General features: G+C 42.2%; 19 protein-coding genes and 2 tRNA genes. 6 read left to right on the top strand and 15 right to left on the bottom strand.

All coding sequences use genetic code 11. From position 1 onward, the window contains the following. Positions 1 to 47 precede the first annotated feature (47 nt). The 7 genes from ACO06Y_RS12340 to thrA all read right to left on the bottom strand — a co-directional run bounded on the left by ACO06Y_RS12340 (position 48) and on the right by thrA (position 8,071). Positions 48 to 329, bottom strand: coding sequence for a 4a-hydroxytetrahydrobiopterin dehydratase (locus ACO06Y_RS12340; protein WP_422084129.1), 282 nt, complete (start codon positions 327 to 329; stop codon positions 48 to 50). Positions 330 to 422: 93 nt separating this feature from the next. Beyond that, entirely contained in the window at positions 423 to 1,244 is an 822-nt protein-coding gene (locus ACO06Y_RS12345; RefSeq protein WP_422084130.1) for a sugar nucleotide-binding protein, read from the bottom strand. Between the two features lie 3 nt (positions 1,245 to 1,247). After that, on the bottom strand, positions 1,248 to 2,162 hold the full coding sequence (locus ACO06Y_RS12350) for a glutaminase (protein WP_422084131.1): 915 nt from the start codon (positions 2,160 to 2,162) through the stop codon (positions 1,248 to 1,250). Then, entirely contained in the window at positions 2,159 to 3,247 is a 1,089-nt protein-coding gene (gene gcvT / locus ACO06Y_RS12355) for a glycine cleavage system aminomethyltransferase GcvT (RefSeq protein ID WP_422084132.1), read from the bottom strand. Before gcvT ends, ACO06Y_RS12350 begins: the two co-directional genes overlap by 4 nt. A gap of 105 nt (positions 3,248 to 3,352) precedes the next feature. Further along, positions 3,353 to 4,648 carry a threonine synthase gene (gene thrC / locus ACO06Y_RS12360; protein ID WP_422084133.1) on the bottom strand — a complete coding sequence of 432 codons (1,296 nt, stop codon included), beginning with the start codon at positions 4,646 to 4,648 and terminating at the stop codon, positions 3,353 to 3,355. Then, positions 4,645 to 5,577 carry a homoserine kinase gene (locus ACO06Y_RS12365; RefSeq protein ID WP_422084134.1) on the bottom strand — a complete coding sequence of 311 codons (933 nt, stop codon included), beginning with the start codon at positions 5,575 to 5,577 and terminating at the stop codon, positions 4,645 to 4,647. The genes thrC and ACO06Y_RS12365 overlap by 4 nt, the downstream gene beginning before the upstream one ends. 49 nt (positions 5,578 to 5,626) lie before the next feature. Then, a complete protein-coding gene (gene thrA / locus ACO06Y_RS12370; RefSeq protein WP_422084135.1) occupies positions 5,627 to 8,071 on the bottom strand; it encodes a bifunctional aspartate kinase/homoserine dehydrogenase I in 2,445 nt (814 codons plus the stop codon). Between the two features lie 268 nt (positions 8,072 to 8,339). Between thrA and ACO06Y_RS12375 the strand changes: the two genes are divergently transcribed. Next, on the top strand, positions 8,340 to 9,890 hold the full coding sequence (locus ACO06Y_RS12375) for an NAD(P)H-hydrate dehydratase (RefSeq protein ID WP_422084136.1): 1,551 nt from the start codon (positions 8,340 to 8,342) through the stop codon (positions 9,888 to 9,890). Between the two features lie 23 nt (positions 9,891 to 9,913). On the opposite strand, the gene ACO06Y_RS12380 is transcribed toward ACO06Y_RS12375, so the two are convergent. Both ACO06Y_RS12380 and ACO06Y_RS12385 read right to left on the bottom strand, forming a co-directional pair. Further along, positions 9,914 to 10,315: an STAS/SEC14 domain-containing protein gene (locus tag ACO06Y_RS12380; protein WP_422084137.1), complete on the bottom strand. Its 402-nt coding sequence runs from the start codon at positions 10,313 to 10,315 to the stop codon at positions 9,914 to 9,916. A gap of 202 nt (positions 10,316 to 10,517) precedes the next feature. Continuing rightward, positions 10,518 to 13,067 carry an ATP-dependent Clp protease ATP-binding subunit gene (locus ACO06Y_RS12385; RefSeq protein ID WP_422084138.1) on the bottom strand — a complete coding sequence of 850 codons (2,550 nt, stop codon included), beginning with the start codon at positions 13,065 to 13,067 and terminating at the stop codon, positions 10,518 to 10,520. 259 nt (positions 13,068 to 13,326) lie between these two features. On the opposite strand from ACO06Y_RS12385, the gene gyrA reads away from it, so the two are divergent. Together gyrA and ACO06Y_RS12395 are read left to right on the top strand one after the other, a co-directional pair. Continuing rightward, positions 13,327 to 15,864 (top strand): DNA gyrase subunit A, encoded by a 2,538-nt coding sequence (gyrA, locus tag ACO06Y_RS12390; protein WP_422084139.1) that lies wholly within the window; start codon positions 13,327 to 13,329, stop codon positions 15,862 to 15,864. A gap of 33 nt (positions 15,865 to 15,897) precedes the next feature. Further along, positions 15,898 to 17,160, top strand: coding sequence for a tetratricopeptide repeat protein (locus ACO06Y_RS12395; RefSeq protein WP_422084140.1), 1,263 nt, complete (start codon positions 15,898 to 15,900; stop codon positions 17,158 to 17,160). Between the two features lie 54 nt (positions 17,161 to 17,214). Here ACO06Y_RS12395 and ACO06Y_RS12400 read toward each other — a convergent pair whose 3' ends face one another. After that, positions 17,215 to 17,967 (bottom strand): NlpC/P60 family protein, encoded by a 753-nt coding sequence (locus ACO06Y_RS12400; protein WP_422084175.1) that lies wholly within the window; start codon positions 17,965 to 17,967, stop codon positions 17,215 to 17,217. Positions 17,968 to 17,987: 20 nt separating this feature from the next. Next, positions 17,988 to 19,166, bottom strand: coding sequence for an acetyl-CoA C-acyltransferase (locus ACO06Y_RS12405; protein ID WP_422084141.1), 1,179 nt, complete (start codon positions 19,164 to 19,166; stop codon positions 17,988 to 17,990). Positions 19,167 to 19,283: 117 nt separating this feature from the next. Between ACO06Y_RS12405 and ACO06Y_RS12410 the strand changes: the two genes are divergently transcribed. The 3 genes from ACO06Y_RS12410 (at position 19,284) to ACO06Y_RS12420 (ending at position 21,767) form a co-directional block, all read left to right on the top strand. Next, positions 19,284 to 21,332 carry an HD family phosphohydrolase gene (locus ACO06Y_RS12410; protein WP_422084176.1) on the top strand — a complete coding sequence of 683 codons (2,049 nt, stop codon included), beginning with the start codon at positions 19,284 to 19,286 and terminating at the stop codon, positions 21,330 to 21,332. A 106-nt stretch (positions 21,333 to 21,438) separates the two neighbouring features. After that, positions 21,439 to 21,522 (top strand) — tRNA-Ser (locus tag ACO06Y_RS12415). 170 nt (positions 21,523 to 21,692) lie between these two features. Then, a tRNA-Pro gene (locus ACO06Y_RS12420) sits at positions 21,693 to 21,767 on the top strand. A 229-nt stretch (positions 21,768 to 21,996) separates the two neighbouring features. Here ACO06Y_RS12420 and ACO06Y_RS12425 read toward each other — a convergent pair. The 4 genes from ACO06Y_RS12425 to ACO06Y_RS12440 all read right to left on the bottom strand — a co-directional run bounded on the left by ACO06Y_RS12425 (position 21,997) and on the right by ACO06Y_RS12440 (position 24,482). Then, the gene (locus ACO06Y_RS12425; RefSeq protein ID WP_422084142.1) at positions 21,997 to 22,494 is read right to left on the bottom strand and encodes a hypothetical protein; all 498 of its coding nucleotides are present in this window, start codon (positions 22,492 to 22,494) and stop codon (positions 21,997 to 21,999) included. A gap of 218 nt (positions 22,495 to 22,712) precedes the next feature. Beyond that, positions 22,713 to 23,180, bottom strand: a complete 468-nt coding sequence (locus tag ACO06Y_RS12430) for a hypothetical protein (protein WP_422084143.1) — start codon at positions 23,178 to 23,180, stop codon at positions 22,713 to 22,715. Positions 23,181 to 23,345: 165 nt separating this feature from the next. Next, entirely contained in the window at positions 23,346 to 23,804 is a 459-nt protein-coding gene (locus ACO06Y_RS12435) for a hypothetical protein (RefSeq protein WP_422084144.1), read from the bottom strand. 198 nt (positions 23,805 to 24,002) lie between these two features. Next, on the bottom strand, positions 24,003 to 24,482 hold the full coding sequence (locus ACO06Y_RS12440) for a hypothetical protein (RefSeq protein ID WP_422084145.1): 480 nt from the start codon (positions 24,480 to 24,482) through the stop codon (positions 24,003 to 24,005). Between the last annotated feature and the right edge of the window lie 55 nt (positions 24,483 to 24,537).

A 24,537-nucleotide genomic window follows, 5' to 3' on the forward strand; every position in this document is an offset into this window, starting at 1 on the left:
TTTAGCAAAATTAAAACCTGTCGCAAGAACAATTAAGGATAGTCCTTTTACAGAATTATATTCTGTATACTATGGGCAAGTTGAAAATCCTTTTCCGTCACACCTCCGGCATCATGGGTGTTCAACCGTATTTTTAAGGAGTTGTATACATTGGTCCAATCCGGATGGTGGTTATGTGCCTCACATTCAAAGGCGACATGGGTCATTACGGAAAATGCTTCCCTAAAATCCTTAAAGGTGAAGTCGGCCTCTATGGCTCCATCCTTGTACTGCCATCTTTCAAATTTCTCCAAACGCTCCGCTATCGTCCGTTCTGATAATTTTTCCATCGTGTTACTTTTAGTATTCATCTAAAAGTAAAGAATTGTGTCAATGCTTCATGGACCGATACAAGATTTAAACAAAAATTAACGCCGAAGGGTTTATTTAAGAATATGGTGATCAATAATTTCCTGATAACCGAACCTCAGGTTTTTGGGCAACTTATTGTCTTTGGGAAGTACGGCCAAATAGCGTTCTTCGTTTGTGGTATACACTCGCTTGTAGACCGGGTTAAAATTTCCGATTCGGTCAACGATTTCCCGTATGAATTCATCATGATGTATTAAGTCTGTACTGCCCATATGATAAATACCGGTTTTGTTTCGATTGATCAGGTAATGGATCTGTTGGGTCAGCTTATCATCATTTGTAACGTTCATTACAAGGTTGGGGAAAACCTCGATAGGCGTATTCTTCCAAATGGCTTTTTTGATTTCCTTTATGCGTGGGGAAGAATTTCCGAAGACCATAGGTATCCTTAAAATGGCCATCTTTTTTTTGGGAAGCCTGAGCAGCATATTCTCTATCTTGATTTTCAATCTTCCGTAAATGCTCTCTGATAAAGTCTTGTCATGCTCATATGAAGGATATTTGCTATAGGCATCAAAAACGTTTGCGGAGGAAAGGAAATGGAGGGTACAATCATTCTGTGAAATGTACTCCGCTATATGCTGATGCATCAATATCTGTGCGGCAAAGTTACCGCGCACTGCGGAAATGATGTATTGCGGGCGTACTTTTTCCAAAAGTTGGAAAACATCATCATCTTCCATATTGTACCTAAAGAATTGATGATTGTCCTCAAAGGCCCTCCTAGCGGAGAAATAGGTGCCGTAGGTATCAAAATAATTGCAAAGCTCTTTGTAGATGGCATTTCCCAAAAAACCACTTGCCCCTAGAATTAAAACTCTCTTCGACTCCAAAATTTAGAATATTGATTGATGGGTTGCCGTAGTTAGTTTTTCCAGGGCTTCCATTCCCAATTTTGAATTTCCCTTGGCATTCAGCCCCGGAGACCAGACGGCGACACAATACTTTCTGGGAAGAACGGCAACAATACCGCCACCCACACCACTTTTTCCAGGGAGGCCAATTTCAAAGGCGAACTCTCCCGCCTCATCATAAAAACCACAGGTAAGCATTATGGCATTGATCCTTTTTACTTGGCTTAGGGTCAGATAAGTCCTGTTCCTTTGGCATTTGCCCCCGTTCATGAAAGGAAAGAAGGCCTTGGTAAGTTGCACACAGTCCATGGCTATGGAGCACTGGTGAAAATAGAAATCGAGTACGGTCTCCACATCATTCGTAAGGTTACCGTAAGATTTCAATAAATTCGCGGCCGCATAGTTCTTGAACCCGGTCCGCTTTTCGGACTTCGCTACCTTTTCGTCGAAATCAATGGTCCGGTCGTTTGCCAAGTCCCTTACAAAATGTAGGAAGTCCTTTTTCGGGTCATCAAGTTCAGACACCAAAATATCGGCTACCACTAGGGCACCGGCATTGATGAGCGGATTCCTGGGAATTCCGTTTTCGAACTCCAATAGGGACAAGTGGTTAAAGGGATCGCCAGAAGGTTCTACATCCACCCTTTTCAAAAGGGCATTGTCCACTAAGGAAAAAGCCAGTGCCAAGGAAAGGACCTTGGATATACTTTGTATGGAAAAGGCGTCCTTGGAATGGCCGGCGCAAAAGTTATTTTTGTTTAAATCCACTAAATGGATACCAAACTTGGAACTGCTTACTTTGGCAAGCTCGGGAATATAAGAGGCTACCACACCCCGATCCCTGGACTCCCTACAACCCGCATATATAGCGTCTATGATATTCTGATAATCGGTCATTGGGATTTGTAAAATGGAAGTTTTACTATAGATGCCGGTACGGCTTTTTTTCTGATTTGTACAAATATTTTACCATCTATTTCCGAAAAGAGGGTCGGTACATATCCTAGACCTATACCTTTACCCAATGAAGGTGACATAGTACCCGAGGTTACGGAACCGATTTTTTTCCCTTGTCCATCCACAATGGCGTAACCTTGGCGAGGAATTCCCCTATCTTCCAGTTCAAAACCTACGAGCCTCCGTTCCAGGCCTCGTTCTTTCTCTTTGGCCAAATTTTCAGCGTTGACGAAATCCTTGGTAAACTTTGTGATCCATCCCAAACCGGCCTCTAGGGGAGAGGTGGTTTCATCTATATCGTTGCCATAAAGGCAGTACCCCATTTCCAGACGAAGCGTATCACGGGCAGCTAATCCTATAGGCTTAATGCCAAAGTCGGCCCCGGCTTTAAGAACCTTGTCCCAAACTTGTTGTACCTCATTATTCTTGCAGTAGATTTCAAACCCTCCGGAGCCTGTGTATCCTGTGGCGGAGATAATGACATAATCGATCCCGGCGAAATCGGCAACGACAAAGTTATAGAACTTGATTTCCGATAGATCCACCGAAGTCAAACTTTGCATTGCTTCAACGGCCTTTGGACCTTGTATGGCCAAAAGGGAATAGTCGTTGGAAATATTTCTGAGGTTGGCGCCTATCGATTCATTATACCTCGAAATATGTTCCCAGTCCTTTTCTATATTGGAAGCGTTCACTACCAGGAGATAGGTCTCTTCCTTAATTCGATAGATGATGAGGTCGTCCACTATTCCCCCCGTTTCATTGGGCAAGCAGCTGTATTGTGCCTTCCCAAGGGTCAATTTTGACGCATCGTTGGAACTAACCTTTTGGATAAGCTCCAGTGCCTTTGGACCTTCGATTAAAAATTCGCCCATATGGGACACATCAAAAACGCCAACACCCTTCCTTACGGTCTCATGTTCTACATTTACCCCTTCATAGGAAACGGGCATGTTATAACCTGCAAAAGGAACCATTTTGGCACCAAGTGCCCTATGAGTTTCAGTTAGTGCGGTATTTTTCATCTCGCTTCAATTTTGAAGCGCAAAGCTAGAGAATAATTTAGCGATAGGAAAGCATGTACATGCTATGTTTTTTACAAAGCCCCTACATGAATGGTAGTGGAATCACTAACGACCCAACAGGTAATCCTTTACCTCTGGATAGGTAGAAATCTTTATGGATTTCTTCTTTTTATCCATCACCTCTTGAATCTGTGATGGTATCTTCAATGGTTTGCCTAGAGTCTCCTCTACCACATCCAAAAATTTTATAGGGTGCGCCGTTTCCAGGAAAACTCCAAATATGTTCGGATGTTTTTCCCTAAATCTTTTCAGTCCCAAATACCCTACCGCACCATGGGGATCAGCTACGTATCCACTTTCCTTATATATGTTGAGCATGGCCGCTTTGGTTTCGACATCCGTGAAGGAGTAGGAGGAGAGATTCTGTTGCAACAAGTCAAAGTTTTCCTTATACAGATGTCGAATGCGAACAAAATTACTGGGATTGCCAACATCCATGGCATTGGATATGGTAGCCGTGGAAGGTTTCGGACTGTAATTCCCGGTTCGCATAAATTGGGGTACGGTATCATTTACATTGGTGGCGGCCACAAAGTGGTTTACGGGCATTCCCAATTTTTGCGCTACCATACCGGCACAAATATTCCCAAAGTTGCCACTGGGTACCGAGAATACAATTTCCTTGTTTTTGGATTTCAACTGTTTGTACGCAAACAAAAAATAGAACATTTGAGGCAACCACCGGGCTACGTTGATGGAATTGGCCGAGGTCAATTGCATACTTTCCAGAAGTTCTTCGTCCAAAAAGGCGGTCTTGACCATATTTTGGCAATCATCAAAGGTGCCATCTACCTCAAGTGCTACTATATTTTGCCCCAAGGTAGTCAATTGCCTTTCTTGGATATCGCTTACTTTGCCACTGGGGTATAAAATTACCACATTCACACCCTGAACACCTAAAAACCCACTGGCGACCGCGCCTCCCGTATCCCCTGAAGTAGCCACGAGAACAGTGACTTCATTGGATTTTTCTTTTGAAAAATGCCCTAGGCATCTAGCCATAAAGCGGGCGCCGACATCCTTAAAGGCCATAGTGGGGCCGTGGAAAAGTTCCAATACGGCTATGTTCTCCTTAAGCTCATTTACGGGAAAGTCAAAATCCAGAACATCCCTTAAAATAGCCTTTAACGCGTTTTCGGAAATAGCGTCACCAACAAATTGACGGATGGCCTCAAAAGCAATTTCATGGTTTGACAAACCTTCGATTCCTTCAAAAAAGTCCAGGGGTAAAGGACTGATTTTCTCAGGAAAGTATAGACCACGATCGGGAGCGATTCCTTTAACCACGGCATCCTTGAAAGATACCTTAGGTGCTTTTTCGTTTAAACTGTAAAAATTCATCGGTCTATTGGCTTAACACCCAAGGTGTTTATTTTTGAAACATGTACATCGTAATCGACCCCGATTTTTTGATATACCTCCTTCATGGTAAGGGCTACCTTTTTTGCAATGGCCTCACCTTTGCTAAATGTAAAAATGGAAGGCCCCGAACCCGAAATGCCACAACCCAATGCACCGGCTTTCAATGCTTCTGATTTAATGGTTTCGTACCCTGGAATGAGAATGGAACGAATGGGTTCTACGATATGGTCTACCAAGGATCTTCCTATTAATTCATAATCTTCTTGGAAAAGCCCAGCGATCAGTCCGCCTACGTTGCCCCATTGCTTAATACCATCCGCTAAGGTAATGTTGGTCTTCAATATCTTTCGGGAATCGGAAGTCTTTACTTCTATCTGTGGATGGATTACCGTTGCATGCAATTCGGAAGGGCTAGGTATGGAGATTATATCCAGGGGATCATAGCTTCGGACCAAGGTGAATCCACCAAATAGGGCAGGGGCCACATTATCCGCGTGCGCTACACCACTGGCCAATCGTTCCCCTTCCATGGCGAACTTCACCAAATCCACCTTGGAAAACGGTCTGCCCAACAATTCGTTCAAGGCCCAGACCGCCCCCGTGGAACTCGCTGCGCTGCTCCCTATACCACTACCGGCCTTGATTCTTTTATAAATCTCAATTTCAAACCCACCCTCATAATCAAGATTTTCCAATAGTGCCATCCCTGCCACCCCGGCAACATTCAAATGGGTTTCCAATGGCAAATCCTGTCCTTCCAGTTTGGTGATTCTAATACCTTTTTCCTGTGTTTTCCGAATTACCATTTCATCCCCGACGGCATCCAAGGCTACACCTAGGACATCAAAGCCACAGGAAATATTGGCTATGGTGGCCGGACAGAATATCTTAATTTCGTTGGTATTCATATTTTCCTAATTTGATACCGTACCATCTTGCTATTGGTATGGCGCGGACCTAAAAGTTCCCGATTCTAATGATGTCCGCAAAAATTCCCGAGGCGGTTACGTCCGCTCCTGCACCGGCACCCTTTATGATCATGGGCTGATCCGGGTATCGTTCCGTATAGAATAGCACAATGTTATCACTTCCCTGGAGGTTGTAAAAATCGTGCTCTTTTGGAATTTGCTGAAGCCCCACGTTAGCCCTACCATCTTCATATTGAGCCACATATTTTAATTTGCACCCCGCATCGTTGGCTTTCTTGTATAAGGCCTGAAAGTCCTTTTCGTACTTTTTCAAGGAAGTGAAGAAATCCGCGTTACTTTTTGTATCGAGGCTCTCTTTTGGGAGAAAGGATTTGTTCTCAATATCATCGATTTCCAACCGATTTCCACTTTCCCGTGCCAAAATCAATATCTTCCGCATCACATCTATTCCACTGAGGTCAATTTTGGGATCCGGCTCTGTATACCCTTCCTCCTGGGCCTGTTTTACTATATCATGAAAGGTAGTCCCATCGTTAAAATTGTTAAAGACAAAATTGAGGCTTCCCGACAGCACGGCCTGGATTTTGAGGACCTTGTCCCCTGAGGCAATTAGATGCTTTAGGGTATCGATGATCGGTAGTCCCGCACCTACATTGGTTTCAAACAAAAAAGGCGCGTTATATTCGCGAGCCAAATTTTTAAGGGCCTGATAATTCCCGTAATCCGAAGAACACGCAATTTTGTTGCAGGTAACTACGGAAATGCTATTGCCCAGATATGAATCATAAGTTGACGCTACTTCATCGCTGGCCGTATTATCCACAAAGATGCTGTTCCGATAGTTTAGTCTCTGAACAACATCAAAAAACTTCTCCTTGTCCGCTTTTTCACCTTGCCCCAATAGTACTTCCCAGTTCTTAAGGGCAATCCCGTCCTCATCGAATATCATGGTTCGCGAATTTGATATTCCTATAACTCGGATATTCAACTTTAAAAACTCCTTTAAGTACTTTTTTTGTTGTTGAACTTGCCTCAAAAATTTGGAACCTACATTACCCACACCCATTACAAAGAGATTTAACTGCTTGATGTTCTCTTCAAAAAACGCTTCATGGAGGGCGTTCAATGCTTTTTTTACATCGGTCTTCTTGATTACTGCTGAAACGTTTCGTTCAGAGGCTCCTTGGGCTATAGCCCGAATGTTTACATTGTTCCTTCCCAAAGTACTGAACATTTTACCACTTAACCCCTGGTGACTTTTCATGTTATCACCGACCAGGGCGATAATGGCCAAGTCCCCTTCGGCAATTACCGGTTTTATTCGATTTCTATCAATTTCGTATTCAAAGGCGGCATTCACCGTATGTATGGCCTCATCGGTGTCCTGTGCCGAAATGCCAACACAAATAGAATGTTCGGATGAGGCTTGGGTAATCAAAACAACACTGATGTCCGCTTGGGAAAGTACTTCGAAGAAACGTTTTGAAATTCCGGGAATACCTACCATACCGGGGCCTTCCAAAGAAAGCAGGGCGATGTCTTCCACATGACTGATTCCGCGGACGGTCTTGCCCTTCCCATTTTTGTTTTGGGTGATCAAAGTGCCCTCATCGTTTGGTTCAAAGGTATTCTTGATTACTATTGAAATTCCTTTGGAAAGCACAGGTTGAATAGTTGGCGGATACAATACTTTGGCACCAAAATGGGATAGCTCCATGGCCTCCTCATAAGAAATATGGGGTAAGGCCCTGGCCTGTTTTACCAGTTTGGGGTTGGCGGTATACATACCGCTGACGTCTGTCCAGATTTCCAAAATATCGGCTTCCACGGCCGCAGCGAAAATGGCAGCAGTGTAATCCGAACCTCCTCTGCCCAGTGTAGTGGAATTTCCGGTTTCCGAGGACGAGATAAACCCGGGAGCGATCACTACGCGATTTTGGGCAGCTTCAAAGAACGTCTTACAGAGCCCATTGGTAAGCTCAAAATTAACTACGGCCTTTTCGTTGAGATCATTCGTTTTTATAAGCTCCCTGCTGTCCTTGTATACCACATCCATTTGTTCTTGCTTGAAGAATTCAAAGATTATGTAAGAGGAAAGCAATTCGCCATAACTTACGATTTTATCGGACAATTTGGTCGTTAGTTCCCCTATTAAATAAGAGCCTTCCAGAAGAGTCTCCAATGTATTGAGATCACTTTTTACCTTGCTGAGAATTCTGCTTTGGCCTTGGACGGAAATTAGTTTTTTAATGGTATCCAAATGCCGATCCTCAATGGCCTTAAGAACGGATTTATATTTCCCGTCCTGTTGGGAAGCCAAATAGGCGGCCTGTAGGAGCAAGTCGGTTATTCCCCCGAATGCTGAGACCACTACTACGTTTTTAGGGTTATCGCTTTGGGATACGATATCCTTTACAAGGGTTATATTTTTTGCGTTGGCTACGGATGTACCACCAAATTTTAAAACTTTCATCTGATAAACTGCTTGAAGTTTGCTATTGATTTAAAAAGGTATGGAAAATGCGAAAACGGACGAAAATAGAATTGCTTACCCCAAAGGGGTGGTGGTGCCAAGGGTAAAAACACAATAGGTATGGAATGAAGAAACTAGCATTTGTTTGTCCGGCTTATTAAAAAGCATACTTCTTAGATAGGCCCAAATGTAGTACTTTTAGCAACCCAATCAAATGTTTGGACGAATTTTTACGGAATTGATAGTTTTGGACAAAAACCTTTGTTGAATGAAGATTTTCACGGCTGAACAAATCTATTTGGCGGACAAATCCACAATCGAAAACCAGCAAATTTCCAGTACGGAACTTATGGAAAGGGCAGTCAATGGGATTTTTGATTGGATCCATAGGCGTATGCAGGGTGCCCAGGTGAAAATTCATCTTTTCTGTGGTATCGGTAACAATGGGGGCGATGGAATTGCCGTAGCCAGACATTTGCAAGACCATGGTTACAATATCGGTGTCTATGTCGTAAACTATAGCAAAAAAAGGTCTGAGGACTTCCTTGTTAATCTAGAACGATTGAAGGAAAGAAAGGTTTGGCCTATTTTTTTGGAGGAAGGCTCCAACTTTCCAGAGATAGGGCGGGACGACATTATCATAGACGCTGTTTTTGGGATAGGTTTAAATAGAAAGCCTGATGATTGGGTCGTTAGATTGATACAGCATCTAAACAATTCGGACGCATTCATCCTTTCCATAGATGTGCCTTCCGGATTATTTTTGGATAGGGGAGTGGCCGATAGTGAGGCTGTGGTCAGGGCCAATTACGTCTTGAGCTTTCAGGCGCCCAAATTGATTTTTTTCCTTCCCGGTACCGGCGTCTTTGTCAACAACTGGGAAGTATTGGATATCGGCTTGGATCCCAATTTTATGGCATCTACCGAAACCGCGTATGAGCTTATTGGTAAAAAGGAAATTCTGCCCCTGTACATCCCCCGGGAAAAATTTACACATAAGGGTACATACGGCCATTCTTTGATTATCGGAGGCAGCTACGGCAAGATCGGGGCGGTTACCCTTGCTTCCAGAGCTTGTCTGAAAGCGGGAAGTGGTCTGGTTACCACTTACATACCACATTGCGGCTATATTCCTTTACAAACTTCTCTTTCAGAAAACATGGTCATAACCGACAAAGGGGAGAAATACATCGAACACATAGATTTTGAAATTGAACCAAGTGCCATAGGAATTGGGGTTGGTTTGGGTACTTCGGAGAAAACGGTAAAGGCATTTTCCGATTTTTTATCTAAAAACAAAAGACCTTTGGTCATTGATGCCGATGGACTGAATATTCTTTCCAAGAATAGGAAGTTGATGGAAAAAATTCCTGCCCAAACCGTTCTTACGCCCCACCCCAAGGAATTGGAGAGACTAGTAGGAAGCTGGAAGGATGATTTTGACAAACTTGCCAAGGCCAAGACTTTTTCCAAAAAGTACGATTGTATCCTGGTTATAAAAGGAGCCCATACCATTACTATTTATAAGGACAAGGGATATGTAAACACTACAGGAAATCCAGGGATGGCCACGGCAGGCAGCGGTGATGCACTTACCGGGATAATTACCGGTTTAATAGCCCAAGGATATGAGCCTTTGTCCGCAACACTATTTGGTGTCTACCTACATGGTAGGGCAGGGGATATTGCTGTGGATAAAATGGGATATCAGGCCCTTAACGCTTCGGATATCATAATGCATATTGGCAAGGCCTATTTGGATTTGTTTGCAACACCCGAAAGAACGTCGGAGCATGTTCCGCAAGAAGATGAAAGCTAAAAGGCAATAACCACATAAAGGGTCTATTTTACTTTTACCCTTTGCTTAACCCAGGCCAGAGCGTTATCGAACTCAATAAAAAACTTCATGGGTTTTTTATAGAACAGTTTTTCTATTTTGAAGTTATGCATATCAACCTCCTTTACCGAGACTATGGCAAAGGCCTTTAGGTTTTCCAATTCCCTCAAGTAGTTATAAATAGTGGGGTCTATGGCATAGGAATGCTTCCGAAGACTAATAAAGCCAAAATTTTTGCCCCTAAAATGGATTTCCGATATTCCAATAATTTGATAGGCGCGTTCCAGTGTCAATGTAGATCCCTCATCAAAAATGGAAACCATATAATTATCGTACACCTGCACTTTTCCAATCTCCAATTGATACTCTCTGACAATCACTGTCTTTTTTGGCTGTCCCACTTTCATTTCATATGTTTAATAGTGTCTAGAACGAAAGTAGATGTAAGCCCAGATTTTCTATAAAAAATTAGATTAAAGGCTTAAATATCGTTTATATTGCTTTTCACAGGTACTTCACGTATTTTATTTCCTACACGCTTCGTTTAAGGACATAAAAAAAGGAGCCATACGAGTATGGCTCCTTTGTCTAAAATATATTGTGTATTCTTTAGGTGTTGGAGGATTTCTCGGCCTTTTTAATGGTGATGGTAAGTTCATCATTCTTTTTGTCCAAATCCATCTGAATGCTGTCGCCTTCCTCCAATTTGGAATTGACGATTTCCTCTGCCAAGGCGTCCTCTATATACTTCTGTATGGCCCTTTTTAAGGGTCTGGCCCCATATTGCTTGTCAAATCCTTTTTCCGCGATATAATCCTTGGCCTTTACCGTAAGTTTAAGATTGTAGCCTATATCCTTTATTCGCGCGAACAGCTTATCCAATTCAATGTCTATAATCTTATGAATATGTTCTCGCTCCAATGGATTAAACACGATAACATCGTCTATACGGTTTAGAAACTCCGGAGCAAAGGCCTTTTTAAGGGCACTTTCTATCACGCTTTTATGGTGGCTGTCCTCTTGGGCCTTTTTAGCCGCGGTTCCAAAACCTACACCTTGTCCAAAATCCTTTAACTGTCTTGCACCGATGTTGGAAGTCATAATAATAATGGTGTTCCTAAAATCTATTTTTCGGCCCAGACTATCGGTCAGGTAACCATCATCCAAAACCTGCAAGAGCATATTGAACACATCCGGGTGCGCCTTTTCCACCTCGTCCAATAGGATTACGGAATACGGCTTTCTTCGAACCTTTTCCGTAAGCTGTCCGCCTTCTTCGTAACCAACGTATCCCGGAGGTGCCCCAACCAATCTTGATATGGCGAATTTTTCCATGTATTCGCTCATGTCTATTCGAATAAGTGCATCTTCGGAATCGAACAGTTCCTTGGCCAATACCTTGGCCAATTGCGTTTTTCCTACCCCGGTCTGTCCCAAGAAGATAAAGGAGCCAATGGGTTTGTTGGGATCCTTGAGTCCGGCCCTGTTTCTTTGGATGGCCTTGGCCACTTTTGCCACGGCTTCATCCTGACCGATTACATTGGCTTTTATCAATTCGGGCAACTCGGCCAACTTATTACTTTCCGTCTGGGCAATTCTATTTACTGGGATACCACTCATCATGGACACCACATCTGCCACATTGTCCTCGGTCACCGTTTCTTTGTGCTGCTTGCTGTCTTCCTCCCATTTCTCCTGGGCCGTGGTCAGATCCTTTTCCAGACGCTTTTCATCGTCCCTTAATTTGGCGGCCTCTTCATATTTTTGTTTTTTGACCACACTGTTTTTCAGTTCACGGACATCCTCCAATTGTTTTTCCAGTTCTAATATCTGTTTGGGGACATCCATATTTACGATGTGTACGCGTGACCCTGCTTCATCCATGGCGTCTATGGCCTTGTCCGGAAGAAACCGATCCGTCATATATCGATTGGTCAATTTTACGCAGGCAACAATGGCCTCGTTCGTATATTCCACATTGTGGTGGTCTTCATACTTCTCTTTGATATTCCGAAGAATCTCAATGGTCTCCTCAACCGAGGTGGGCTCTACGATGACCTTTTGGAAACGTCTTTCCAGTGCACCGTCCTTTTCAATATACTGTCTGTATTCGTCTAAAGTAGTGGCACCGATACATTGGATCTCTCCTCGGGCAAGTGCCGGTTTAAACATATTGGAGGCATCCAAACTTCCGGTAGCTCCTCCGGCACCGACTATCGTATGAATTTCATCTATGAAAAGGATAACGTCGTCATTCTTTTCAAGCTCGTTCATAACCGCCTTCATGCGTTCCTCAAACTGCCCCCGATATTTTGTACCGGCGACCAGGGATGCCAAATCCAAGGTCACTACCCGTTTATTATATAATATTCGGGATACTTTCTTATTTATTATACGGAGGGCCAGACCTTCGGCAATAGCACTCTTGCCTACTCCGGGTTCCCCGATCAAAAGGGGATTGTTCTTCTTGCGCCTACTCAATATCTGGGACACCCGTTCTATTTCCTTTTCCCTGCCGACCACCGGATCAAGCCGATTTTCCTCTGCTAACCGGGTAAGGTCTCTTCCAAAATTGTCCAGAACCGGGGTTTTGGATTTTTTATTCCCTTTTTGTCCGGAAGAGGTTCCAAAAGTACTTTCCTTTCCTTCGGCGGCGTCATCGGAATCGCTTGGAAACGATTCGGAAGTAGGGGCATCCACAATATCATCATCACTGGTAATCATGAATTTGAATTGTTCCTTTACGCCATCATAATCCACTTTTAACTTGTGCAGAAGTTTAGTGGTAGGATCATTTTCGTTGCGCAATATGCACAATAGCAAGTGCGCTGTGTTTATGGAAGAACTTTGAAAGAGCTTAGCCTCAAGAAACGTTGTCTTCAAGGCACGCTCCGCCTGTCTGGTCAAATGCAGATTTTTCTTGTCTTTTTGTATGCCGCTAGGGTTTGGGTTGGAAGGGCTCAGAATCTCGACCTTTCTTCGTAGATGGTCCAGGTCCACATCAAGGGCATCCAATATGCTGATGGCTTTTCCGTTACCATCTCGCAAAAGTCCCAACATCAAATGTTCGGTACCAATAAAGTCATGCCCGAGTCTTAATGCTTCCTCTTTACTGTAAGCGATCACATCCTTGACCCTAGGTGAAAAATTATCATCCATAGAAATTTTCTTTCATCTATAAAATTAGTAAATCTAGACTTATCTCGGACAAATACCGTACCTATATTCGATAAACTAGTCCTAAATGACGAAAAAAGCATTGATTTACAAAATAATTAACAGTGGAATTATCAACGAAAATGGGGGGTCAAAGTGTTGATAAATTATTGAATAAAGTGCTCCGAACATGCTTTAAAAGCCTCTATTTTCCGTATATTGGCATGCTTTTTTAATGAACTAAAAGAACAAGATTTTTATAATGGCTGAAGGAGAAAAATTGATTCCTATCAACATTGAGGACGAAATGAAATCTGCCTACATTGATTACTCAATGTCGGTCATTGTGTCACGTGCATTACCGGATGTCAGGGACGGTTTAAAACCGGTGCACCGAAGGGTTTTGTACGGCATGCACGAATTGGGGGTCAGGTCGAATAGTGCCCATAAAAAATCCGCTCGTATTGTCGGGGAGGTTTTGGGTAAATATCACCCCCACGGGGACACCTCTGTGTATGACACCATGGTTCGGATGGCACAGGAATGGAGTCTACGCTATATGCTGGTAGACGGCCAAGGAAATTTTGGCTCCATAGATGGGGATAGTCCTGCGGCAATGCGTTATACCGAAGCACGTATGCGTAAAATCGCTGACGAAATGTTAGCGGATATCGATAAGGACACGGTAGACCATCAACTTAATTTTGATGACTCCCTGGAAGAACCTACCGTATTGCCTACACGGATTCCTAATTTATTGGTCAACGGAGCATCCGGTATCGCCGTGGGAATGGCTACGAATATGCCACCCCATAATCTTTCCGAGGTAGTCGAGGGCACGGTTGCCTTTATAGATAATCCCGATATAGAAATTGATGAACTTATCACCCATATCAAGGCACCTGATTTCCCTACCGGGGGAATCATCTACGGTTATGACGGGGTTAAGGAAGCTTTTCATACAGGTCGGGGAAGGGTAAAGATTCGCGCAAAGGCCAATATCGAAGAGGTTCAGGGCAGGGAATGCATTGTGGTCACCGAAATTCCGTTTCAGGTGAACAAAGCGGACATGATCAAGAAGACGGCCGATTTAATCAATGATAAGAAAATAGATGGTATTTCGAGTATACGAGACGAATCCGATAGAAAAGGTATGCGTATCGTATACATTTTAAAGCGGGATGCCATTCCCAATATTGTACTGAACACGCTTTATAAATATACTGCATTACAATCCTCCTTTAGTGTAAATAACATAGCCCTTGTCAAAGGACGGCCGCAATTGCTCAACATTAAGGAAATGATTCATCATTTTGTTGAGCACAGGCATGAGGTGGTCGTAAGGCGTACCAAGTTTGAACTGAAAAAAGCGGAGGATAGGGCGCACATCTTAGAAGGTCTTATCATAGCATCGGATAATATAGACGAAGTCATTGCCATTATCCGAGGTTCTTCCAATGCCGATGAAGCCCGTGAAAATTTGATGGAACGGTTTAAGCTGACCGAGATTCAGTCCAAGGCCATCGTGGAAATGCGTTTGCGTCAATTGACCGGTCTGGAGCAGGACAAGCTACGTTCAGAATACGATGAGATTATTAAGACAATTGCCGACCTTAAAGATATCCTGGACAAGAAGGAACGAAGGATGCAGATCATTAAGGATGAACTTTTGGAGGTAAACGAAAAATATGGGGATGAAAGAAGGTCTGAAATCAATTTTGCTGGCGGTGATCTGAGCATAGAGGATATGATTCCGGACGAACAAGTGGTCATCACAATTTCACATGCCGGTTACATCAAGAGAACTCCATTGACAGAGTACAAAACCCAAAATAGAGGTGGGGTTGGCCAAAAGGCTTCCTCCACAAGGAATGAGGATTTTTTGGAGTATCTTTTTGTTGGGACCAACCATCAATACATGTTGTTCTTTACCCAGAAAGGAAAATGTTTCTGGATGCGGGTCTATGAAATACCGGAAGGAAGTAGAACTTCCAAGGGAAGAGCGATACAAAATCTTATAAATATTGAACAAGACGATAATGTAAAGGCATTTATCTGTACCAGGGACCTTAAGGATGAAGACTATGTAAATAGTCATTATGTGATAATGGCCACTAAAAAGGGTGTTGTAAAGAAGACCTCCCTAGAGCAATATTCCCGACCCAGACAAAATGGAATCAACGCCATTGGTATCCGAGAGGGAGATGAGCTTTTGGAAGCCAAACTTACTACAGGGACAAGTCAAATACTATTGGGTTTGAAGTCCGGTAAGGCCATACGATTCGAAGAGAGTAAGACCAGACCCATGGGTAGAAATGCCTCAGGGGTTCGAGGTATTACCTTGGCCGATGATAATGATGAAGTAATCGGTATGATTTCGGTACATAATTTTGATGAGGACATTTTGGTGGTTTCCGAGAACGGTTACGGAAAACGATCAAGTATCGATGACTATAGGATTACCAATAGGGGAGGAAAAGGAGTAAAGACCATCTCCATTACGGAAAAGACGGGAGGCCTTGTGGCCATCAAAAATGTGTCCGATTCGGACGACTTGATGATTATTAATAAATCGGGTATCGCCATTAGAATGGGTGTTGAGGATTTAAGGGTAATGGGAAGGGCCACACAGGGTGTAAAACTCATTAATCTTAAAGATAGCGACTCCATAGCCGCGGTTGCCAAGGTTATGAAGGATGAAGATGAATTGGACGATACGGATATCCTTGATATTGAGGTAAATACGGAAGATGGCACGGCTCTTGATAATGGAAGTCCCGGAGAATCAAAAGAGGAATAATCAATAAACACTAATAATTTAATTAATCCAAAAATGAAAACTAAAATTATATTGATGGCGGCCATGTCATTTGCATTGGTCGGATTTGCCCAGAAGGGCGAGTTAAAAACTGCCGAGAAGGCCTTGAAGGGCGGTGATGCGGTCGCCGCAAAAACTGCCTTGGACGGTATTTCCGGAATGATTTCCGGAACGGATGCAAAAGTGCAGGCCCAGTATTATTTTTTAAGGGGAAAGGCTTTAGCGGATTTGTTCGAAAAGGGAGATAATAGTGCCTTTGATGAAGCGGCTTCTTCCTTTCAAAAGGTCATTGATGTGGAAGCCGAAAGCAGAAAACTTAAGTACACCAGTGAGACCAGGCAACGTTTGAAAAAACTATCTGCGGACTTGGTAAACTCCGCGGTCGAGGATAATGGCAACAAGAAGTTCAAGGAAGCTGCGGAAAAATTGTATATGAGCTATAAAATTAGTCCGGAAGATACCACCTATCTCTACTATGCGGCTAGTAGTGCGGTAAACGGCGGTCATTATGAGGAGGCCTTAAAATATTATGATGAGCTCCAAAGCATTGGTTACGATGGTAGTGGGGTGGTCTATAAGGCAACCAATGTTGCCACAGGTGAAGTTGAGGCCATGGACAAAGTACAACGTGACCTTATGGTCAAATCCGGAACATTTAAGGATCCTATTGATGAGACTACACCGTCAAAAAAAGCGGAAATCGTTAAGAATGCCGCTTTGATCTATACCCAGTTGGGGCAAAATGACAAGGCCGTGGAAGCGTTTAAAAAAGCCAGGGCAGACAATCCGGGTGATGTAAACCTTGTTCTTAGCGAGGCGAACCTATACTATAAAATGGGCGACAAGGATAAGTTTAAGACGCTTATGGCGGAAGCTGCCGATATGGCCCCTGACAATCCCGATTTGCACTATAACATTGGTGTGATCAATATGGAACAGGGCAATTTGGAAGAAGCGCGCGCTTCCTATAAAAAGGCTTTGGAAATCAATCCCGGTTATACCAACGCACAGTTGAACCTTTCTACCACATATGTAAACGAGGGCAACGGTCTTATAGACGAGATGAATTCCTTGGGGAGTTCCAAGGCGGATATTGCCCGTTACGAGGAACTAAAGGAGAAAAAAGATGGTTTGTTCAATCAAGGTGCCTCGGTTTTGGAAGAAGCTTTGAAGTCAAACCCCGATAATCAGGGTATTTTAACACAATTGAAAAATATCTATGGCGCCATGGGTGACAATGATAATTTCATGAGAATCAAGAAATTGTTGGGGGAGTAGGTAGTATTTCCAACATTCCCATATAAAAAACCGGGTCGTATGGCCCGGTTTTTTTTATACAATCTTTTTGATTACCCTAAGATTATGGGTGTAATTTCCGGTATCTGTATTGAAGATACCGGTATGATCCAAACGATCTAAGCGGACTTTACCGTGGACATGAATTATGTAGTTGTTTTTCATAATGATGCCCACGTGGAAAATTTCGCCTTCAGCATTATCAAAAAAAGCAAGATCCCCAGGTTCGCTTTCCTCTATAAAACTTAAGGCATCACCTTGGCCGGATTGCTCAAGGGCACTTCGGTACAATTGATATCCACATAGTTTATAGACCAATTGGGTGAATCCGGAACAATCCAGGCCAAAAGGGGTTTTACCACCTAATAGGTAAGGTGCATTAAGATACATCAACGCAGTGCCTACAATAGCGGACTTTTCCTTTTTACCCTCCATATAAACCCCTTCAAAAGTATGGGGTAGGGTGGGGGTTTTTACAATACAAGAGCCTAATACAATGGGAATCAAAGCGGAATTGTCCGATGTCATATAAGAAACGAGATCTGTACTGTATTTTGGAGTTTCGAAAGTGTTGATTTTCTTATATTCCGTTTCATCGATAAGGGAAATCTGATTATTGCTTACCCACCCTTCACACCCATCAAAAGCATTGCGGATTCTGCTCCATAGTTTTCTTTGCTCCAAGACCTTGAAATGCTCGCCATATAACAATTGGGAAATCATAGGTGATGTATCATCGGCCGAGGATTTCACGGCGACTATACTAAGGTGGCAAATACCGTATTGCATGGGCATTAAGCGGTGGTCGATTATTTTTTTCTTTCCAAAATTATTGCGGATGCGCCCCCACCACCATTGCAAATGGCCGCGGCGCCAATTTTCCCGTTTCTTTGTTGCATAACATTGAGCAGGGTAACGAGTATCCGGGCACCCGAACATCCCAAGGGATGACCCAGGGAGACTGCTCCTCCGTTAACATTAACATTGGTATCCGTTAGCCCCAATAGTTTTATATTGGCCAATCCTACTACGGCAAAAGCTTCATTGAATTCAAAATAATCAACATCATCAATGGATAGATTTACCTTGCTTAAAGCTTTGGGCAAAGCCTTGGCCGGCGCCGTGGTGAACCATTTCGGTTCCTGGGCTGCGTCGGCATATCCCTTTATTGTGGCCAGAGGTTCTAGATTCAATTCCTTTGCTTTCTCCGCACTCATCAATACCAAGGCGGCCGCACCATCGTTTATGGTAGAGGCGTTGGCAGCTGTTACAGTACCTTCTTTGGAGAATGCTGGCCTTAGGGACGGAATTTTTTCCATCTTCACGTTCTTGTATTCCTCATCCTCATTGACCAAAACTGGTTCGCCTCTACGTTGGGGTACTTCTACCGGAACTATTTCGTTGACAAATTTACCGGATTTCCATGCGTCCGTAGACCTTTGGTAGGATTGGATGGCAAAAGCATCCTGATCCTCTCTGCTAAATCCATATTCGGTAGCACAGGCATCCGCGCAAACACCCATGGCATTCTGATCATAAACGTCTACCAGACCATCCTTCTGCATTCCGTCCACTAAGGTACCAGGGCCAAATTTCAGGCCATTTCGCATATGGACATAGTGCGGAATAAGGCTCATATTCTCCATTCCTCCGGCCGCGGCTATTGAAACATCGCCTAAGGCAATGGCCTGGGCCGCTTGCATAACGGCTTTCATGCCAGAGGCGCAAACCTTGTTGACCGTAGTACAGGGAACATCGTCCGATATGCCGGCAAAAATAGCGGCCTGTCTTGCAGGTGCTTGTCCCGTACCTGCCTGTACCACATTGCCCATAAGTACCTCTTGGATCAGTTTGGGATCTAGTTTTATCTTTTCGAGTGCACCCTTAATGGCAATGGCACCCAATTTTGGTGCGGCAATGGTGGATAAACTACCCATAAAACTTCCAATAGGTGTCCTTACCGCCGATACTATAACAACCTCCTTCATAACGGGAATTTTTGCTGTTGCGAAATTAAGAAATTAAAGTGCAACACTATAGTTTACCTTTTCAAAAGAGTCACGATGAATTTATATTTTTCTATTTTTGATATAGATACTTGCCGCATGCGAAAATTCCTGGATAGACTCTATAAAAACCAATCGCTCATATACAAGTATTTTCTATACCTCCTTTCTGTTTTTTGTATTGTTTTTTTCTTTCCCAAGGGCGGTAAGTTCAAGTATGAGTTTCAAAAAGGCAAACCGTGGCAGTATGAAAACCTATACGCACCGTTTGATTTTTCGATCAAGAAAAGTAGCGATGAAATTGAGCAGGAAAAAGCGCAGATTAAGGACGGGCAACTGGATTACTATCGGTATGACCAAGCCATTGTCGATGGGGTTTATGAGGAATATGAGAACCAGTTCCAAAGCGTTTTCTCCAACGAAAGGTTTACCGAAGATCAATTGCCTACACTAAGAGAGGTAGGGAAGGAAATCTTGGAAGAACTGTATGAAAACGGTATTGAAAAGAAGACAAACCAAGACAGGCCCGGGAGCCATATTTATCTGGTGAAAAACAACGAGGCCCGGCAAATTTATGTCAATGATCTGTACCGGTTACAGGGAATTGAAGAAGCGGTCAGGTCGGTTTTACGCGATAGAGGCCTCTCGGACTTTTACTCTTTTTTCCAGGAGCTTTTATTCGACCTTGTCAAACCTAATGTATCCTATGACCAAAATCTTTCCCAAAAGGCCTTGGAAGAGGAACTTTCCAATATATCCTACACTAGGGGAACGGTTGATGAAGGAAAATTGATAATTGCCAAGGGTGAGGTTGTGGAATCGGAGAATTTACAACTTCTGGACTCCTTAAAGGCCGAGTATAAATCCGAACTTTGGACGGATAGTAATCAGTATTTTATTCTTTTTGGATATACGGTCTTGGTAGCATTGGTACTAATGATGCTGTTCCTTTTTCTTAAGAGATATCGAAAACACATTTTTGAAAATAACACCAAGGTCACCTTTATTTTCTTCAATATATTATTGATGGTCTTCATCACCACGTTAATGGTGAAATATAATGATGCCTATGTCTTTGTGGTTCCACTTTGTATTTTGCCGCTTATCCTTAAGACCTTTTTTGATGCACGGCTGGGACTTTTTGCACATGTATTGACCGTACTCATCCTTGGTTTTGTGGTGCCCAACAGTTTTGAATATATTTTTTTACAGACCATAGCCGGTATTGTTACCATATTAACGGTATCGGAATTGTATAAAAGGGCCAACCTGTTCATTTCAGTAAGCCAGATTACTTTTATATACATTATTGGTTACCTGGCCTTTCATATCATACACGAAGGCAATTTGGATAATATTGCTTGGTTTACCCTTGGCTTGTTCCTTTTAAATGGTATGATTACCCTTTTTGTACAGCCTTTGATTTATATCTATGAAAAAATATTTGGATTGGTCTCCGACGTATCGTTATTGGAATTGTCAGATACCAATTCCCGTTTATTGAAGGAGCTATCCAACAAAGCCCCGGGCACTTTCCATCATTCCTTGCAAGTGGCAAATTTATCCGAAGCGGCCGCCAACGAGATTGGCGCCAATGCCATGTTGGTAAGGGTAGGGGCCTTATACCACGATATCGGGAAGATGAACAATCCTACGTATTTTACGGAAAACCAAGTGACCAATGTAAATCCGCACCATGACCTGACTCCAAAAGACAGTGCAAAAATTATAATAGACCATGTCATTCAAGGGATAGAGATTGCCCGTAAAAATAATTTACCCGATAGGGTCATCGATTTTATACGCTCCCACCATGGAACTACTTTGGTCTATTATTTTTTTAAGAAGCAACAGGAATTGACCAGTGAATTACGTGAGGATGATTTCAAGTATCCCGGGCCCACGCCTTTTTCCAAGGAAACCGCTATTCTTATGATGGCAGATTCTGTGGAGGCCGCTTCAAAAAGCCTAAAAGATCCTACCTTTCCCATCATAAATGAGTTTGTTGACAAGATAATTGCCGGGCAAATGCAGGCCGATCAATTTCTTAATGCCAATATTACCTTTAAGGAAATTGAGATGATCAAGAAAGTGTTTAAGCAAAAGTTGACCAATATCTATCATCTACGTGTGGAATATCCGGAATAAGGGTATGGATAGTCAAGCTAAAAAACTACTAAAATAGTTGCGTTCCATCCTTTGAAGAATTACATTTGCATCCGCATTTTAGAAGATGTAGTCAAATTGAAATTTTGGAGAGGTGCCGGAGTGGTAACGGAGCAGATTGCTAATCTGTCGACGCGCAAGTGTCGCCTGGGTTCGAGTCCCAGTCTCTCCGCCTTCGTCGGCCTGAGCCATTGAAAGCGAAGGCCGACTTTTAAATTAGGAAGGCCAACTTCAGCGGATAGACTCCACCCGCCCGCCTGACGTCAGGCAGGGTTCCCGGACTACTTTCAATGGTAGTGTGTTCTGGAATTTGGGATTTGAGGTATTGGAATTTACACCATTCGGGGTGTAGCGTAGCCCGGTTATCGCGCCTGCTTTGGGAGCAGGAGGTCGCAGGTTCGAATCCTGCCACCCCGACGAGCCACTTTTCAAGTGGTATTAAAGCACTGTTAACTGATTGGTTGACAGTGCTTTTTGTTTTTTATGAATTCATCCGATATCATCTAATTGTAAATTTTCAACTAAAAGTGGACTGAACTTGGTTTAAAGATAATTGATTGCAAGGATTTCCAAGCCTGTGCTGAGCGAAGTCGAAGCATTGGGAAATCCGCCCTCAATTAATTATACACCGTGTTGTGCAACGGTTTTATGCATGTCCGTTAACATGGAAATCCAAATATGATTGATTGTCCAAATTGATTTTCAGATTGAAAAAGCAATTTCCCCCATCGTAGTATATTACAATTTCTTCCCTCCAGTTTGTGTACTCGGTAGTGCAAAACAAATTAACCCAAACTTCTTTTTCTCCATTTTCCGTTATTACAGGGAAATATTGTCTCTTGTAGTCCTTAAGGTAGATTGTCAACTTAGGCCAAGATTCATCAAAATGCTTTTCGGGGAATTCCTTTTTAAACCATTTTTTCCTTTTCTCAATTTCGTCGAGATTTCCAAGGTTATATTCTTCGACAGCTTTAATCAAAATCTGTTCAATTAAGTCCAATTCCACTTTTTTTAGATTCGATGGTTCAGCATTTTTATAAATCCAATACCAATCTTGATTAAATTCCAAAACCACGAAGTCCTTCTCCTCTTTTTCAATACAGGAAAAAACTAAAGTTATGACTAGAAGTATTGCTTTTTTCATATTTAAGGAACTGTCGCACAACGGTTTGGCTATGATGTTGTTGCGGCTGGCAACGCAGCGTAGCGCCACTCCTGTGTGATTGGTTTTTTCTAACCGGTAGCGAAGCGCGTTGCAAGTACCGAACTTTTATGCTTTAGTTTACAGATTAAATGTAGCAAATATTCTCCAACTTAGTTGAGAGTAGCAATGCATTATAGGTGGTGTTGTGCTCAGTATTTTTACTTCAAGAACTCTTTTGCCGAATTGCTGTTATAAGGAAATGAGCGACAGCCATTGGTTGTCAGCATAAAGTTTTTTTCTATTAATGAATCCAACTTTTTATCATGCCATGTTTGGGTCATACTGTAAGTTTGACGAGCAGTAGTAACTTCTTCTCCAGTTATTAAATATTTTTCGCCCGGATTAAGTCCGATTGCGCAGTTTCCAGCGTTGCTCTGTGTGATCAATATTGTTTTCAATGATTTCTTTCCTTTAATCAAAGAATCAATTCTAAATCGAACAATAATCTTGTCTGTATACAAGTCATCGTCATCAATAACAATGTTCTTTATTGGTTCTCCTATTGCTATGAAATCACTGTCCTCTTTTACAATCCTGATAAAATTCTCAGTTAGCATTGGGCATTCACACAAATCAGATTTGTTAAACACAATTAAGAAAAGAATAAATATAATTTGGGTTTTCATAGAGGTATTGAGCACAACGTGTTCGTGTATGGTTTGTTGCGTTTGCACTAAGATAGCAAAAAGAAACACCTGAAGTTCAGTAGCTTGGATTTTCCGATAGGAAAATCAGAAGCAATGAACTATACACGTTGTTGGGCAACGTATTTTTTACTTAAGGGATAGGAATTAGTGTTTATTCTTTCTTATGAATAGCATAATTTCTTTATCTAAGTCTCTACAATTAACTACTTCATCTTGCGAATTGAGACAACGACCTCTTGGCGTTCCCAAAATTGCGTAGTAATTGTCTTTAAATTCGAAAAAGCATTGAATTTGTCCGTGCTCGCCTGACAATTCATCGCTTAAACATTGACCATGATTTTCATAACTATCTTTAAAATCAGGATGTTCAGTTTTATTTATAATTAAATATTCAATTCGAATATCATTTTTAGTAAATATTAAAATATTTGAAGATTTTGTATTTAAAAATTCTTTGTGTGGATTTATATTACGATCAAATCCAATTTTCCAATCTTTTACTATAAAACCCAGCCAATCTTTTTCGAATGATTGCGCATTGGTTTGAACACTTAAAAAGAGTAATCCAATAAATGAAAATATTAATAGTGTTGATTTTTCCATATGTTGCCCAACGGTTTAGCTATGATGCGTTGCGAGTAGCAGCGGCGAAGCGCCAATAGGTTTTTCAGCCGGTAGCGAAGCAGGCTGCGTAACGCAAACGTTCATGTTTCTATATAACCTTCAATGTAAGAATTAATTTCAATTGAACCGAAAAAGTAGCCATGCATTATAGGTGTTGTTGTACGCTGGCTTTTTATTTTATAAATGATTAAACTCAAACCTTAGTACTTGCTCATTTAGATTTATTTCAGCTTCAATCGGTTCATTTCCATCGTCCAAGTCGAGAAACTCAAATCCAGAGTCAGTCCGAAACCAACTTCCTCTATATTTGGTTTTCTTTATTGAGTCGGTCACAACTTTAAAGAATTCCATATTCTCATTTCCTGCAATTTGATATCTGCCTCTTTCACTTCTAAACTTGCTTAGTTGGTCAAAATAGGGTTCTGATTCAATTTGCTTAGTTATTCGGTCAAGCTCTGTTTTATCTAGCTTGATATTAATTTTTAAAGTGTAGTCACTCTCGAATCCATTGTGAGATATATCATCGTCTTTTAGCACTTCGTAACGGTTCCCAAGGTCAATATTCAGTTCATTTTCGAGTAATGCTATTCTTTTTTCCTGATTTGAACAGGACGTAATTAAGCATACAAGAATTATTGATTTGAATATATTTTTCATGGATTTTTAGCTTGCGTACAACGGTCTCGGCTATGAGTAGTTGCGTGGGTTTACC

The organism is Ulvibacterium sp. (assembly GCF_965228935.1).
Taxonomy (GTDB): Bacteria; Bacteroidota; Bacteroidia; order Flavobacteriales; family Flavobacteriaceae; genus Ulvibacterium.